A 14,544-nucleotide genomic window follows, 5' to 3' on the forward strand; every position below is an offset into this window, starting at 1 on the left:
GTTTGTGGCTGAAGGTCAGGCGTTGCCTGCCAGCTTCATCCGCGCAGCCTGAGTGAAGTCGAGCATGCGCTTGAGCGGGCGGATAGCCTGGGGAATCAGCGCCGGGTCGACGAAGATCTCGTTCGAGCCCTCCTTCAGGCACTTCAGCGTGCGCTCAAGGGTGTTCATGGCCATCCACGGGCAATGTGCGCAACTGCGACACGCCGCGCCGTTACCGGCCGTTGGCGCCTCGATGAAGACCTTGTCCGGGCACAGCTGCTGCATCTTGTAGAAGATGCCGCGGTCGGTAGCGACGATCAGGGTCTTGTTCGGCAGCGATTGTGCGGCAGCGATCAACTGGCTGGTGGAACCGACGGCGTCTGCCAGTTCGATCACTGAAGTCGGCGACTCCGGGTGCACCAGAATGGCCGCGTCCGGGTACAACGCTTTCATGTCTTCCAACTGCTTGGACTTGAACTCTTCGTGAACGATGCAGGCACCGTCCCAGAGCAGCATGTCGGCGCCGGTCTGACGCTGAATGTAGGTGCCCAGGTGCTTGTCTGGGCCCCAGATGATGGTCTCGCCGTTGTCCATCAGGCTTTCGACGATCTCCAGTGCGCAGCTGGAGGTCACCACCCAGTCGGCCCGGGCTTTGACCGCGGCCGAGGTGTTGGCGTACACCACCACCGTGCGCTCGGGATGCTGATCACAGAACGCCGAGAACTCGTCCACCGGGCAACCCAGGTCCAGCGAGCAGGTCGCCTCCAGGGTCGGCATCAGTACGCGCTTTTCCGGGTTGAGAATCTTCGCGGTTTCACCCATGAATTTCACCCCGGCGACCACCACGGTCTTGGCCGGGTGGGCGTTACCGAAGCGCGCCATTTCCAGTGAGTCGGAAACGCAACCGCCGGTTTCTTCGGCGAGGGCCTGGATGATCGGATCGCAATAAAAGTGGGCAACCAGCACCGCGTCCTGAGCCTTGAGCTCGGCGGCGATGGCGGAACGGTAATAAGCCTCTTCCTCGACCGTCAGCGGTTTGGGCTGCTTGGCGTCGAGGTGGGCTTGTACCAGAAGGCGTTCGGAAATCTGCGTCATGTTCGCAAGACCTGCAGGCGCATTCGCGCGAAAGTCGAGTATACACCCGGCTCCGGACCGCTTGAGGGTACCGCCGGGAGAGTGAGTTTTATCAGGCACGGACAGCGTTGAAGCTGCGCAAGGCTACAGAATATCCCGGTGATGCAAAAGATGATTCTGACCTGTGTCAGCGCAACAGGTGCCAAAAGGAGTGACGCCGAATCGCAGGCAAAAAAAAACCCGGAAATCCTCACTTTCGTGGGCCTTCCGGATTTTCTAAACCGCCAAATATGGTGGGTCGTGTGGGATTCGAACCTACGACCAATTGGTTAAAAGCCAACTGCTCTACCAACTGAGCTAACGACCCGCTGTGTGGTGGCGCGTATAATACTGATTTTTAAGGACTATTCAACACCTAATTTAAAAAAAATCAAAAATAAGGTGTCGGGTCACTGATTCCGGCCGCTGCAAAGCCTTCCGCACGCAGTCGGCAGCTGTCGCATTTGCCGCAGGCACGGCCATTATCGTCCGCCTGATAGCAGGAAACCGTCAGCCCGTAATCAACACCCAGCTTCACGCCAGCCTGGACGATCTGCGCTTTGCTCAGGTTCTGCAGCGGCGCCTGGATGCGGAAACCGTTGCCCTCCACGCCGGCCTTGGTCGCCAGGTTGGCCATGCGTTCGAACGACTCGATGAACTCGGGACGGCAGTCCGGGTAACCGGAGTAATCCACCGCGTTGACGCCGATGAAGATGTCACGGGCGCCGAGTACTTCGGCCCAGCCCAATGCCAGCGACAGGAACACCGTATTGCGCGCCGGCACATAAGTCACCGGAATGCCTTCACCCAGTTCCTCCGGGATATCGATGCTGCTGTCGGTCAGGGCCGAACCGCCCATGCCGTTCAGGTTCAGACCGATCACCTTGTGCTCGACCACGCCCAGATCGCGAGCGACGCGCGCGGCCGCGTGCAACTCGGCGTGAGAGCGTTGGCCGTAATCAAAGCTCATGGTGTAGCAGCGATAACCTTCGGCGCGGGCCATGGCCACGACCGTGGCCGAGTCCAGGCCGCCGGAGAGCAAAATGACCGCACGCTTTTCAGTGGTGTTCAGTTGTTCAGTCATCTCAGCGCCCCGGCTCGTCATTCCACAGATACTTGTGCAGTTGCAATTGCAGGCGCACGGGCAAATTGTCCGCCACCACCCAATCCGCCAGATCCCGAGCATTGAGGTCATGGTGGCTCGGGGAAAACAGCACTTCGCCGGCACGCCGGTCAAGCCCGTACTGGATCAGTTTGGATACCGCCCAGTCATAATCGTCCCGCGAGCAGATGACAAACTTCACCTGATCGTTGGACGTCAGCAATTCGATGTTTTCGTATCGGTTGCGATGGGCTTCTTTCGAATCGGGCGTCTTCAGGTCGACAACGCGACTGACCCGCGGATCGACCGCGGAAATATCGAGGGCGCCACTTGTTTCCAGCGAGACTTCGTAGCCGGCATCGCACAACCGTTTAAGCAAAGGAATGGCATTGGGCTGCGCCAGCGGCTCACCGCCGGTGACACAGACGTAACGCGGGCGAAACCCGGCTACTTGCTCGAGGATGTCGTCGAGTGTACGAATGGTGCCGCCGCTGAACGCGTAGGCACTGTCGCAGTATTGGCAACGCAATGGGCAACCGGTCAGGCGCACAAAAACCGTGGGCAGCCCGGCAGTCCGCGTTTCCCCCTGCAACGAGTAGAAAACTTCGGTGATTCTCAATGTGTCTTGCATAGTCGCCACGGGCGTAACAGCTAAACAGGCTGTCCGCCTCCGTCAGGCACTTCAGGCAACCCCGCCAACGCGTAGATCACCAGAAGCGTGTTTCATAAAAGGGCGTGAATTCTAACGAAAAAACCCGCGACAAGCGCGGGTTTCTTCCAGACGGATCAAACAGTCTTACATGCGTTGCAGATCGCGTTGGGCCAACTGGGCAGCGGAGGTACCCGGATACTGGGACACCACTTGTTGCAGAATGCCTTTGACCTTGTCGGTGTGACCGAGGCGGCGCTCTACGTCAGCCAGCTTGTACAGCGAATCCGGCACTTTGGCATGCTTGGGATACAGCTGCGAAACCTTGGCGAAAGCCTGACCTGCACCTTGCAGATCGCCTTTGGCCAGGTTCACCTCACCCAACCAGTACTGGGCATTGCCCGCGTATTGGCTGTTCGGGTATTTACGCAGGAAAGCGGCGAAAGCCTGGCTGGCCTTGTCGAAATCCTTGGCCTTGATCAGGTCGAAGGCTGCATCGTAATACAGCTTTTCCTTGGCCGGATCAGCCGGTTCGCCACTCGCGGCAGGTGCCTGGGCGGCCGCAGCGGCCCCGGCTCCAGCGGCGGCACCGGCAGCAGCACTTGCATCGCCACCGGCAGAAGAATTCTCGGGAGTCGCGGCAGGTGCAGCACCGGATCCTATGCGCCGATCAAGATCCTGGTATCGCTCCAGGGATTCCTGCTTCATGCGCGCAACCTGATTCTGCAGTTCTTCGATCACGCCTTGCTGGCGCGATATCTGATCCTGCATTTGTTGCAGTTGGTTGAACAGCATGCCTTGTGCCGAGGCAGGGGCCGAAGCCGCTCCCCCGGCATAGGCGCCGTTCGTACCGTAACCTGCAGGCGGATAACTGCTCCCGCTATTGTTATAACCGGAGTTGTCATCGACCACAGGAACCGCAGCCCATGCCGCAAGCGGCGCGAGGCTGAGAGCCAGAACAGTTACAGCACGACGGCACGTTCGCATATCGAATTACTTACGCAGTTCGACGCGACGGTTTTGAGCCCAGGACTGCTCGTCGTTGCCGGTAGCAACTGGACGCTCTTCGCCGTAGGAAACCAGTTCCAGCTGAGCTGGGGAAACGCCTTGCAGTACCAGGTAGCGCTGAACGGCTTTCGCACGACGCTCGCCCAGTGCCATGTTGTACTCACGAGTACCACGTTCGTCGGTGTTGCCTTCCAGAACAACGCGAGCGCCGTTTGCTTTCAGGTCTTTGGCGTGAACGTCCAGAGCGCGCATGGCTTCTGGCTTCAGGTCCGAGCTGTCGTATTCGAAGTAGAAGGTGGTGATTGCGCGCAGAGCAGCTTCTTCGCTCAGGGAACCGTCAACGGCACCAGTGTTTGCGCCGTAACCAGCGTTTGGATCAACAGCGCCTTCACCGGCGTTGTCGCCGCCTTTGGACGAGCAACCTACAGCTACAGCCATGGCCAGAGCCAGCGCAGCAAATTTACCAAACTTCAGCATTTCCATCGTGAAACTCCTAATGAACCCCAGTGTGTTAAGTAAAACGTGTAGCGCCCGCTCACTTCAGGTAAGGGGACCAGGACGGTTCTCTGACTTCGCCTTGAGCGGTAGGAAGCGGGAGCCTAACGCGTCCATTAATGGACACGAGCATCAAGACTCCCCGGCCCTGTTGGCGGGTGGCGTAGATTACCATGGTGCCGTTGGGCGCAACAGTAGGCGACTCGTCCAGAGTGCTATCAGTGAGGATTTTTACACTTCCGCGCTGCAAATCCTGAGCCGCCACTTTGAAATTGGTGAAACCGTCCTGACGATGAATCATCACCAAGGTCTTTTCATCAGCCGACAGCTTCGGGTTGGCGTTGTAGTTACCTACGAACGTAACACGCTCGGCACCACCGCCATTGGCGCTGGTCTTGTAGATCTGCGGCTTGCCGCCACGGTCGGAAGTGAAGTAGATGGTCGAGCCATCCTTGCCCCAGTACGGTTCGGTGTTGATGCCGGGACCTGCGGTCACACGAGTGATCTGGCGCGAACCGAGGTTCATCACGTAGATGTCCGGGTTGCCATCTTTCGACAGTACGAACGCCAGGCGATTGCCATCCGGCGACCAGGCAGGTGCACCGTTCAGGCCTTCGAAGTTGGTGATCTGCTCACGGCGACCGGTGTCGATGTTCTGTATGAAGATACGCGGACGCTTCTGCTCGAACGAGACATAGGCAATACGCTTGCCGTCCGGTGCGAAACGCGGCGACAGGATCGGCTCGCGCGATTGCAGCAGAGTCACGGCACGGGCGCCGTCATAGTCTGAACGCTGCAGGGTGTAGCGGGTGTTCTTCTCGGAGAAGCGTTCAGCCGTCACGTACAGCAGGCGGGTCGAGAACGCACCGTCGATACCGGTCAGTTTCTGGAACGACTGGTCAGAGATGAAGTGCGCCATGTCCCGTATTTGCTCGGTCGTACCGGAAACACTGCCGTCCGCCACTTTCTGTTCGGTGGCAACGTTGAACAACGCCCACTGAACCTGCAGGCGACCACCGGCCGGCGTGATATTGCCGACCATCATGTACTGGGCACCTACTGCCTTCCAGTCACGGAAGATGATTTCGCTCGGCTGGCTTGGCTGGCTGATCATGTTCTGTTTTGGAATCGGCGAGTAATAACCCGAGTTCCGCAGATCGTTGCCAATGATTTCAGCCATGTCATCCGGCAGGACGGCACCGCCCTGGAAACCGAACGGTACTACGGCGATCGGGGTAGCCCGATCGCTGCCGCTGGTGACCAGAATGTTCTTTTCATCCGCCATCGCGATCCCTGCCATGCAGCAGATCACGACCAGCATTCCTCGAAGAAGGTTTCTCACAAGGCTAGATCCTCAGGTGTGAATGTCATCTTGAATGAACGATACGGAGCGAAATCGCTCGGCTTCATTCCCTGCATTTCCGTCAAACGTCCAATATTCTTGACCGCTGCCACTGCCGACGCATCGAACGGACCGTCGCCACTGGACTTGGCCACGCTGACCGTGGTCACCGTGCCGTCCGGCAACATGCCGATCTGCAGAACAACCGTCATGCCTTTGCGTGCCGAAGGAGGACGAGCCCAGCCTTCCGCTGCCCGCGCACGAATCAAGTCATCGAAGCTGCCCGCGGTTTCGTCACCACGTTCGTCCGCCAAAGCCTGCTGGCGCTCGGTCTTGTCGGACAGCAGGTCGGCCAGAGCCTGGGCCTTCTTGTCCTCGACCGATTTGCGTGCCGCGTCCTGCGCTTTCTTCTTCGCAGCATCGGCAGCAGCTTTCTTCTTGGCTTCATCGGCGACTTTCTTCTTCGCCTCTTCAGCCTCGGCTTTCTTCTTGGCGTCTTCGGCGGCTTTCTTCTTCGCGTCTTCGACGATTTTCTTCTTGGCTTCTTCAGCGGCCTCTTTCTTGGCCTCTTCTTCAGCAGCCTTCTTGGCTTCTTCTTCAGCTTTCTTCTTGGCTATATCAGCCAATTGTTTCTCTTCTGCCTTCTTGGCTTCGGCGGCTTTCTTCGCGTCTTCGGCTTTCTTGGCTTCGTCAGCCTTCTTCGCCTGTTCCGCTTTCTTCGCCTCATCGGCCTTCTTGGCTTCCTCGGCCTTTTGAGCCGCTTCTTCTTTCTTTTGTTCCGCAGCCTTCACCGCTTCCTGCTCGACCTTTTTCTGCTCCATCTGCTCGACTTCGGTCTGGCGCGCGGCGGATTTCTTCGCCTCACCCGCAATCTTCTGATTGGTCTGGGTGGTTGCCTGACTTTTCGATTTCAGCTGGTAAAGGGTTGCCTGGACAATCGGCTTGGCCGGCGGCAGCTCCGGTGTCATGGCGAAACTGACGAACAGCATGCCGAACACCAGCACGTGCAAGCCAATCGCCCAGACACTGGGCCAGAAGTAGCTTTCCGAGGCGGACGGCTCTCGCTGTTGCTGCATCAGGGGGCCTCGGTGATCAAGCCAACATTACCGACCCCGGCTTTCTGCAACCCGCCCATGGCGCCCATGACGGAGCCATAATCGACGGACTTGTCGCCACGGATGAAGACCTGGGTGCGCTTGCCGCCTTCAGTGCCGGCGCGGATGATCTTGGTCACCGCGTCGGTCATCTGTGGCAGGGTCATGGCCCGGTCCTGTTGCTTCTCGGTGTCGACTTCGCTGCCAAGGTTCCAGTAGTAGGTCTTGTCAGCCTTGATCGAAATGGTCAGCACCTGGGTGTTGTTGTCCTGCGGCAAGGCTTCGCTGGAAACCTTGGGCAGATCCACTTTCACGCCCTGATTGAGCATCGGCGCAGTCACCATGAAGATGACCAGCAGCACCAGCATCACGTCGATGTAAGGCACTACGTTCATCTCGGCGACCGGCTTGCGCTTGTGTCGGGCTCGAGTGATTAAAGCCATCGGTAAATACCTGCTTATTCTTCGCTGGTGTGCACTTTGCGGTGCAGGATCGCCTGGAATTCATCGGCGAAGGTGTAGTAGCGGCTCAGCAAGGTTTCACTGCGGGCAGAGAAACGGTTGTAAGCGATAACGGCCGGGATCGCGGCGAACAGGCCGATCGCGGTGGCGATCAGGGCTTCGGCGATACCTGGGGCCACAGTGGCCAGGGTGGCCTGTTGTGCGCTGGCCAGACCACGGAAGGAGTTCATGATCCCCCACACGGTACCGAACAGACCGATGTACGGGCTGACCGAACCGACGGTGGCGAGGAACGGCAGGCTTTGCTCGAGTTTCTCTTCCTCGCGGGAGATCGCTACGCGCATGGCACGGGCCACGCCTTCCATGACCGCTTCAGGATCAACGCCCGGCTGCTGGCGCAGACGCGAGAATTCCTTGAAACCGGCACGGAAGATCTGCTCGACGCCCGAATCCGGATCCGGGTTGCTGCCGGCCTGGCGGTACAGTTTGGACAGGTCGATACCCGACCAGAAGCGCTCCTCGAAGCTCTCCAGGGCACGTCGACCGGCGCGCAGCAGATTGCTGCGCTGAAAGATCATGATCCATGAGGTCACCGATGCGGCTACCAGGGTCAACATTACCAACTGCACCACGATGCTGGCATTGCTGACCAGGCTCCACATGGAGGAATGGTCGACGACGTTAGCTTCCACGCTTTATCTCCTGCTTCAAGTGTGTACCCGTGCCGACCGCGTCGGCGAAAGCCGCACGCAAGTCTTCGGGAAGGGCCCGGGGTTTCAAACTGTTAGTGCGCACACAGGCCACCAGAAACTGCCCCTCACAGAGCAGCACATTATCCGTTGCCCGCCTGACCTGCTGTCGAAAGCGCAGGCTGGCACGGTTCAATTCGATTACATCAGCGCTTACCAGCAGCTCGTCGTCCAGTCGCGCCGGCGCGTGATATCGCGCTTCGCTGGAGTGCACGACGAACAACAGGTCCTCCCCTGCCAGCGCCGACTGGGCAAAGCCCAGCTCCCGGAGCCGCTCGGTTCGAGCCCGTTCCATAAACTTGAGGTAATTAACGTAATACACGATGCCACCCGCATCGGTGTCCTCGTAATAAACGCGACAACGATGTGCGAACGGCTCAAGCCCGTTTTGCGCGCGCATACTCTAGTGCTTACTCCTCGGGTTGCCAATCCGGCCAGGCAACTGTTTTTCATAGTTCGAAGGCTTTACCGCAAAAGTACCGTCCTGAGACAGTACAAACGCTGAATAAATCGCCAATAAATGTGTATCAATCGTCCACGGCATCGAGAAACTCGTCTGCCGCGGGCATTTCGCCCATTCGTGACGGAATGTTTAAACCAAAATGCAGATACGCGTGCCGGGTCACCACCCTGCCCCGCGGCGTACGCATGATGTAGCCCTGCTGAATCAGATACGGCTCCAGCACATCTTCGATGGTGTGGCGCTCTTCACTGATCGCAGCCGCCAGACTGTCGATGCCAACGGGGCCGCCATCGAACTTCTCGATCATGGTCAGCAACAATCGCCGGTCCTGATGATCGAAGCCGTGCTCATCGACATCCAGCAGATTCAGTGCCAGATCGGCAACGGATTTGGTGATATGCCCCTTGGCCCGGACTTCGGCGAAATCCCGCACCCGGCGCAACAGCCGGTTGGCAATACGCGGCGTACCACGGGCACGACGGGCAATCTCGAAAGAGCCTTCCGGGTCCAGCGGCAGACCGAGGATGTTCGCCGAGCGGCTGACAATCGTCGCCAGGTCGGCGGTGCTGTAGAACTCAAGACGCTGAACGATACCGAAACGGTCACGCAACGGATTGGTCAGCATCCCCGCCCGCGTCGTTGCGCCAACGAGGGTGAACGGCGGAAGATCGAGTTTGATCGAACGCGCCGCCGGCCCTTCACCGATCATGATGTCGAGCTGGAAATCTTCCATTGCCGGGTACAGCACTTCTTCGACGATCGGCGACAGACGATGGATTTCATCGATGAACAACACATCGTGGGGTTCAAGGTTGGTCAACAGCGCTGCCAGATCCCCCGGCCGCTCGAGCACCGGGCCCGAAGTGCTCTTGATCGACACACCCATTTCCTGGGCAATGATGTTGGCCAGGGTGGTCTTGCCCAGCCCCGGCGGGCCGAAGATCAAGGTGTGGTCGAGGGATTCGCCACGGCCACGGGCGGCCTGGATAAACAATTCCATCTGCTCGCGAACGGTCGGCTGGCCAATGTATTCGGCCAGACTGACGGGACGTATCGCCCGATCCTGGACTTCTTCGCGCTCACGCGGACTGTGCGTGGCGGCGATCAGACGATCAGCTTCAATCACTTAAATCATTCCCTTCAGGGCGCGTCGGATCATGTCTTCACTGCTCAAGCCTTTCTCCTTGATCGCGGAAATCGCCTTGCTCGCTTCCTGCGGCTTGTAGCCCAGGGAAATCAGCGCGCTGACCGCATCATTCTCGGCGGTATTGACCGGTGCCGGGCCGTCCGGCTGGTTCGGTACCAGCGCAAACATGGCCGGCGAGGTTTCCCAGGCCTTGAAGCGGTCCTTGAGTTCGACCAGTAGACGCTCGGCGGTTTTCTTGCCCACCCCCGGCACCTTGGTCAGCGCCGAAGTGTCCTGGGACTGCACGCAACGGATCAGCTCATCGACTTCCAGACTCGACATCAACGCCAGGGCCAGTTTCGGGCCCACACCATTGAGACGGATCAACTCGCGAAAAAAGTCTCGCTCACGTTTGCCAGCGAAACCATAGAGTAACTGCGCGTCTTCGCGTACGACCAAATGGGTGTGCAAGGTCAGCGGTTCACCGACCGACGGCAGGCGATACAGGGTGGTCATGGGCACTTCCAGCTCATACCCGAGGCCGTTTACATCCAGAATCAGGTGCGGCGGCTGTTTTTCAGCGAGGGTGCCGCGCAAGCGTCCAATCACGTTTCAGATCCTTGAGCGTTGGCCAGCCGTGGGCTGGCGACAATCAGAACGAAGGACTCCGGCCGACAACACAGGCGCGCAAGTCCACATTCCGTAAATTTGATGCTGATGCTATCAGAGACGCAGGCGCCCGCCACGACTGCGTGCGGTTCCCAGACCGTGCGGTAGCAGACTGGAGCGAGTGTGCGCGTGGCAAATGGCAATGGCCAGGGCGTCCGAGGCGTCGATCTGCGGCTTGCTGGTCAGTTTGAGCATGTGCATGACCATCATCTGCACTTGTTCTTTATTTGCAGCGCCAGTACCGACCACTGCCTGCTTGACCTGGGTGGCCGTGTACTCGGCGATTTCCAGGCTCTCTTCGGCGCCGGCAACGATAGCGGCCCCACGGGCCTGTCCGAGCTTCAGCGCCGAGTCGGCGTTTTTCGCCATGAACACTTTTTCGATGCCCATGGTCACCGGACCATAGGTCTGGATAATCTCGCGTACGCCGCGATAGACGATTTGCAGGCGCTCGTGCAGCTCGCCGGCGCCGGTGCGGATACAGCCCGAGGCGACATAGATGCAACCGCCGCGTCCGGTATCACGAACTATGCCGTAACCGGTAATGCGCGAACCGGGGTCGATACCAAGAATTAAAGTCATAAGCCTGCAGGTTCGAAAAAACACAAAAACAAATGTGGGAGATTCCATGCCTGAGAGGAACCCTCAAACATGGAATCTCCCACATTGAAGCCTAGCCGTTATCAGCCGAGCTGAGCCGCCACGTCTTCCGGAATGTCCGCGTTGGAGTAGACGTTCTGCACGTCATCCAGGTCTTCCAGCATGTCGATCAGCTTTAGCACCTTCTCCGCCCCTTCCAGATCCAGTTCGGCGCTGGTGGTCGGCTGCATGACGATTTCCGCGTCATCACCCTTGAAACCGGCCGCTTCCAGCGCGTTCCGCACGGCGTAGAAGCTGGTGAAGGAGGTGAACACGTCAATGGAGCCGTCTTCATGAGTGATCACGTCATCGGCGTCGGCTTCCAGTGCCGCTTCCGTCAGCGCATCTTCGTCAACACCTGGCGCAAAGCTGATCTGGCCCTTGCGCTCGAATAGATACGCCACCGAGCCGTCAGTTCCGAGGTTGCCGCCACACTTGCTGAACGCATGACGCACAGCCGCAGCGGTACGGTTGCGGTTGTCGGTCATGCACTCGACCATCACGGCCACGCCGCCCGGGCCGTAGCCTTCGTAGGTCAGTTCTTCAACGTTGTCCGCTTCGGTCGCACCGGCGCCACGGGCCACTGCACGATCGATGATGTCGCGGCTCATGTTGGCGCCCAGAGCCTTGTCCAGGGCCAGACGCAGACGCGGGTTGGAACCCGGATCGCCGCCGCCCTGACGGGCCGCAACGGTCAGTTCACGGATCCACTTGGTGAAGATCTTGCCTCGTTTGGCATCCTGACGTTCTTTGCGGTGCTTGATGTTCGCCCACTTGGAATGACCTGCCATATCTCGCTCCGAATTCTCTTTGAAACGTTGCCCGCCGCGCACATCGCACAGCCAGCAAACAAAAAAATCTCGACCTGCTCTCTACAGAAAGAAAAAAGGCGCATCCGAAGATGCGCCTTCAGGCCCGTCTTACTCAGCCTTTGGCGTTTCGCGCAAACGAATGTGCAATTCGCGCAATGCCTTCGCATCCACAACACCCGGCGCCTGCGTCATCACGTCGGCAGCACTCTGGGTTTTCGGGAAGGCGATCACTTCACGGATCGACTGGGCGCCGGTCATCAGCATTACCAGACGGTCCAGACCGAAGGCCAGACCACCGTGCGGCGGTGCACCGTATTTCAAGGCGTCGAGCAGGAAGCCGAACTTCTCTTCCTGTTCCGCTTCGTTGATGCCCAGCAGACGGAATACCGCTTGTTGCATCTCTTTACGGTGGATACGGATCGAACCGCCACCCAGCTCGGTGCCGTTCAGAACCATGTCATAGGCACGGGACAGAGCGCCCGCCGGGTTGGCTTCGAGCTCTTCCGGGGTGCACTTCGGCGCGGTGAACGGGTGGTGCAGCGCAGAGAAGCTGCCATCATCGTTCTCTTCGAACATCGGGAAGTCGACGACCCACATCGGAGCCCATTCACAAGTCAGCAGCTTCAGGTCATGACCGAGCTTGATCCGTAGCGCGCCCAGGGCTTCGCTGACGATCTTGGCCTTGTCGGCGCCGAAGAACACGATGTCGCCATCAACTGCACCGACGCGATCGAGGATCACGTTCAGGTTGGCTTCCGGGATGTTTTTCACGATCGGCGATTGCAGACCTTCAACACCGGCAGCACGCTCGTTGACCTTGATGTACGCCAGGCCCTTGGCACCGTAGATGCCGACGAACTTGGTGTAGTCGTCAATCTGCTTGCGCGGCATGCTCGCCCCGCCTGGAACACGCAGTGCGGCGATACGGCATTTCGGGTCGTTGGCCGGGCCGCTGAACACCTTGAAATCAACTTCTTTCAGTTGATCGGCAACGTCCACCAGCTCCAGCGGGTTACGCAGGTCCGGCTTGTCGGAACCGTAACGGCGCATGGCTTCTTCGAAAGTCATGTGCGGGAACTCGCCGAACTCCAGATCCAGCACTTCCTTGAACAGGTTGCGGATCATGCCTTCGGTCAGGCCCATGATGTCTTTTTCGTCGAGGAAGCTGGTCTCGATGTCGATCTGAGTGAACTCAGGCTGACGGTCGGCACGCAGGTCTTCGTCGCGGAAGCACTTGGCGATCTGGTAGTAACGGTCGAAGCCGGCGACCATCAGCAGTTGCTTGAACAGCTGTGGCGATTGCGGCAGGGCGAAGAACGAACCGGCGTGAGTACGGCTCGGTACGAGGTAGTCGCGCGCGCCTTCCGGAGTGGCACGAGTCAGGATCGGCGTTTCAACGTCGAGGAAGCCGTTCTCGTCGAGGTAGCGACGGATGCTGGTGGTCATGCGCGAACGCAGACGCAGCTTCTCGGCCATTTCCGGACGACGCAGGTCGAGGAAGCGATAGCGCAGGCGGGTTTCTTCGCCAACGTCCGAGAACTCGTTCAGCGGGAACGGCGGAGTTTCCGACTCGTTCAGCACTTCCAGTTCGTAGCCCAGGACTTCGATCATGCCCGACGCCATGTTGGCGTTGGTAGCACCGGCCGGACGCAGACGCACCTTGCCGGTGATCTTCACGACGTACTCGCTGCGCACGCGATCGGCGGCGGCGAAGCTCTCGGCACGATCCGGGTCGAATACCACCTGGGCCAGACCATCACGATCACGGATATCGAGGAAAATCACCCCGCCGTGGTCGCGGCGACGGTGAACCCATCCGCAAAGGGTAATTTCCTGGCCTTCCAGGCTTTCGTTCAGTTGGCCGCAATAATGGCTGCGCATCATGGTAGTGGTTTCGCTTCTCGTAATTCGAAATTCGGTAGAGATCCATCGCACTCAAGCTATGTGCGACCAGTGGATACTCGCGCGTGTCGTTCGACCTGGGTCTGAACCCTAGTCAGATTTGTCGCCACCGGCCAGATTCTTCTTCGCGCCGGTCTTGAAATCGGTTTCGTACCAACCGCCGCCGCTCAAGCGAAAGCCTGGCATGGACAGCTGTTTCTTGAGCTCCGGTGCCTGACAGGCAGGGCAGTCGACCAGCGGTGCGTCGCTGATCTTTTGAATGGCTTCCAACTGATGGCCACAGGAAGCACATTGGTAATCGTACATCGGCATGGGGTTGTCTCAGCGATCAGATTGCCAGCTACCGCAGGGCGGTGTGGCGAAAGAGCGGGATTATATCCATTAAATGCGGCCTGTGCAGCCGGAAGACTGCACAGGCCGCCCAGTCATTGACACCCCCCGGTGGTCACCGGGGCATCGCGCAAGCCATGCACGACACACACCACCCGCACCAGGCCGCTGAAGTTCTTCACGCCGCCATGACGCAAGTGCACTTCGCGATCGACACGGGACAACAATGTGCCGACCGAACAGCAATTATCCTCGGCCATGCGACCCAGAATATTCCAGTAGACCTGCTCCAGCCGCATGCAGGTTGCAAACCCGTTCAAGCGCACCGATCGGGCCAATGGCCGGATCAATGCCATGTCGAACTCTTCAAGAAACGGTGCCACGGCCCGGTCTTGCCGCGAGCCGATGACGATTCCACTTCGCCTGTCTCCAACTTCCATATCGTTGACACTCCTTTGCCATCTCTGCTTGTTGCCAAGGCAACATCCTGTGACCTCATTAAAAGCGCGGAGCAAAGGTATATCCAGACGACTTTTTGACCGTCCACGTAGGATAAGCCAACACAACAGGGAGGATCATGGAGCAGCGAAATGCTTTCTTCGCTTCCTACA

General features: G+C 58.8%; 17 protein-coding genes and 1 tRNA gene. All 18 read right to left on the minus strand.

From position 1 onward, the window contains the following. Positions 1 to 15: 15 nt before the first annotated feature. Entirely contained in the window at positions 16 to 1,074 is a 1,059-nt protein-coding gene (nadA, locus tag NH234_RS23240) for a quinolinate synthase NadA (protein ID WP_367254413.1), read from the minus strand. 270 nt (positions 1,075 to 1,344) lie between these two features. Further along, positions 1,345 to 1,420 (minus strand) — tRNA-Lys (locus tag NH234_RS23245). A gap of 63 nt (positions 1,421 to 1,483) precedes the next feature. Beyond that, positions 1,484 to 2,176 carry a 7-cyano-7-deazaguanine synthase QueC gene (queC, locus tag NH234_RS23250; RefSeq protein WP_085730268.1) on the minus strand — a complete coding sequence of 231 codons (693 nt, stop codon included), beginning with the start codon at positions 2,174 to 2,176 and terminating at the stop codon, positions 1,484 to 1,486. A gap of 1 nt (position 2,177) precedes the next feature. Then, positions 2,178 to 2,825, minus strand: coding sequence for a 7-carboxy-7-deazaguanine synthase QueE (queE, locus tag NH234_RS23255; RefSeq protein WP_085730267.1), 648 nt, complete (start codon positions 2,823 to 2,825; stop codon positions 2,178 to 2,180). Positions 2,826 to 2,990: 165 nt separating this feature from the next. Next, positions 2,991 to 3,830 carry a tol-pal system protein YbgF gene (ybgF, locus tag NH234_RS23260; RefSeq protein WP_085730266.1) on the minus strand — a complete coding sequence of 280 codons (840 nt, stop codon included), beginning with the start codon at positions 3,828 to 3,830 and terminating at the stop codon, positions 2,991 to 2,993. Positions 3,831 to 3,836: 6 nt separating this feature from the next. Beyond that, on the minus strand, positions 3,837 to 4,334 hold the full coding sequence (pal, locus tag NH234_RS23265) for a peptidoglycan-associated lipoprotein Pal (RefSeq protein ID WP_003178634.1): 498 nt from the start codon (positions 4,332 to 4,334) through the stop codon (positions 3,837 to 3,839). Between the two features lie 52 nt (positions 4,335 to 4,386). Continuing rightward, positions 4,387 to 5,667: a Tol-Pal system beta propeller repeat protein TolB gene (tolB, locus tag NH234_RS23270; RefSeq protein ID WP_367257235.1), complete on the minus strand. Its 1,281-nt coding sequence runs from the start codon at positions 5,665 to 5,667 to the stop codon at positions 4,387 to 4,389. A 17-nt stretch (positions 5,668 to 5,684) separates the two neighbouring features. Further along, positions 5,685 to 6,764: a cell envelope integrity protein TolA gene (gene tolA / locus NH234_RS23275; RefSeq protein ID WP_085709625.1), complete on the minus strand. Its 1,080-nt coding sequence runs from the start codon at positions 6,762 to 6,764 to the stop codon at positions 5,685 to 5,687. After that, a complete protein-coding gene (tolR, locus tag NH234_RS23280) occupies positions 6,764 to 7,216 on the minus strand; it encodes a protein TolR (protein WP_162803534.1) in 453 nt (150 codons plus the stop codon). Before tolR ends, tolA begins: the two co-directional genes overlap by 1 nt. Positions 7,217 to 7,239: 23 nt before the next feature. Continuing rightward, on the minus strand, positions 7,240 to 7,935 hold the full coding sequence (gene tolQ / locus NH234_RS23285; protein ID WP_007912733.1) for a protein TolQ: 696 nt from the start codon (positions 7,933 to 7,935) through the stop codon (positions 7,240 to 7,242). Next, positions 7,925 to 8,392, minus strand: coding sequence for a tol-pal system-associated acyl-CoA thioesterase (gene ybgC / locus NH234_RS23290; protein ID WP_085709624.1), 468 nt, complete (start codon positions 8,390 to 8,392; stop codon positions 7,925 to 7,927). Before ybgC ends, tolQ begins: the two co-directional genes overlap by 11 nt. A gap of 127 nt (positions 8,393 to 8,519) precedes the next feature. Continuing rightward, positions 8,520 to 9,581, minus strand: coding sequence for a Holliday junction branch migration DNA helicase RuvB (ruvB, locus tag NH234_RS23295; protein ID WP_367254414.1), 1,062 nt, complete (start codon positions 9,579 to 9,581; stop codon positions 8,520 to 8,522). Continuing rightward, positions 9,582 to 10,190: a Holliday junction branch migration protein RuvA gene (gene ruvA, locus NH234_RS23300; protein ID WP_007951205.1), complete on the minus strand. Its 609-nt coding sequence runs from the start codon at positions 10,188 to 10,190 to the stop codon at positions 9,582 to 9,584. Between the two features lie 114 nt (positions 10,191 to 10,304). Beyond that, entirely contained in the window at positions 10,305 to 10,832 is a 528-nt protein-coding gene (ruvC, locus tag NH234_RS23305) for a crossover junction endodeoxyribonuclease RuvC (protein WP_007951206.1), read from the minus strand. 101 nt (positions 10,833 to 10,933) lie between these two features. Continuing rightward, entirely contained in the window at positions 10,934 to 11,680 is a 747-nt protein-coding gene (locus NH234_RS23310; RefSeq protein WP_085730263.1) for a YebC/PmpR family DNA-binding transcriptional regulator, read from the minus strand. A 129-nt stretch (positions 11,681 to 11,809) separates the two neighbouring features. Beyond that, positions 11,810 to 13,585, minus strand: coding sequence for an aspartate--tRNA ligase (aspS, locus tag NH234_RS23315; protein ID WP_085709621.1), 1,776 nt, complete (start codon positions 13,583 to 13,585; stop codon positions 11,810 to 11,812). 108 nt (positions 13,586 to 13,693) lie between these two features. Next, entirely contained in the window at positions 13,694 to 13,915 is a 222-nt protein-coding gene (locus NH234_RS23320; RefSeq protein WP_085730262.1) for an FmdB family zinc ribbon protein, read from the minus strand. A 113-nt stretch (positions 13,916 to 14,028) separates the two neighbouring features. After that, positions 14,029 to 14,373, minus strand: coding sequence for a ribbon-helix-helix domain-containing protein (locus tag NH234_RS23325; RefSeq protein ID WP_085730261.1), 345 nt, complete (start codon positions 14,371 to 14,373; stop codon positions 14,029 to 14,031). Positions 14,374 to 14,544 lie beyond the last annotated feature (171 nt).

Source organism: Pseudomonas sp. stari2, from assembly GCF_040760005.1.
Classification (GTDB): domain Bacteria; phylum Pseudomonadota; class Gammaproteobacteria; order Pseudomonadales; family Pseudomonadaceae; genus Aquipseudomonas.

Excerpts from the sequence above, each read along its gene's own strand:
- nadA (WP_367254413.1), bottom strand. The coding sequence starts at position 1,074 with ATGACGCAGATTTCCGAACGCCTTCTGGTACAAGCCCACCTCGACGCC.
- queC (WP_085730268.1), bottom strand. The coding sequence starts at position 2,176 with ATGACTGAACAACTGAACACCACTGAAAAGCGTGCGGTCATTTTGCTC.
- queE (WP_085730267.1), bottom strand. The coding sequence starts at position 2,825 with ATGCAAGACACATTGAGAATCACCGAAGTTTTCTACTCGTTGCAGGGG.
- ybgF (WP_085730266.1), bottom strand. The coding sequence starts at position 3,830 with ATGCGAACGTGCCGTCGTGCTGTAACTGTTCTGGCTCTCAGCCTCGCG.
- pal (WP_003178634.1), bottom strand. The coding sequence starts at position 4,334 with ATGGAAATGCTGAAGTTTGGTAAATTTGCTGCGCTGGCTCTGGCCATG.
- tolB (WP_367257235.1), bottom strand. The coding sequence starts at position 5,667 with ATGCTGGTCGTGATCTGCTGCATGGCAGGGATCGCGATGGCGGATGAA.
- tolA (WP_085709625.1), bottom strand. The coding sequence starts at position 6,764 with ATGCAGCAACAGCGAGAGCCGTCCGCCTCGGAAAGCTACTTCTGGCCC.
- ybgC (WP_085709624.1), bottom strand. The coding sequence starts at position 8,392 with ATGCGCGCGCAAAACGGGCTTGAGCCGTTCGCACATCGTTGTCGCGTT.
- ruvC (WP_007951206.1), bottom strand. The coding sequence starts at position 10,832 with ATGACTTTAATTCTTGGTATCGACCCCGGTTCGCGCATTACCGGTTAC.
- NH234_RS23310 (WP_085730263.1), bottom strand. The coding sequence starts at position 11,680 with ATGGCAGGTCATTCCAAGTGGGCGAACATCAAGCACCGCAAAGAACGT.
- aspS (WP_085709621.1), bottom strand. The coding sequence starts at position 13,585 with ATGATGCGCAGCCATTATTGCGGCCAACTGAACGAAAGCCTGGAAGGC.
- NH234_RS23320 (WP_085730262.1), bottom strand. The coding sequence starts at position 13,915 with ATGCCGATGTACGATTACCAATGTGCTTCCTGTGGCCATCAGTTGGAA.
- NH234_RS23325 (WP_085730261.1), bottom strand. The coding sequence starts at position 14,373 with ATGGAAGTTGGAGACAGGCGAAGTGGAATCGTCATCGGCTCGCGGCAA.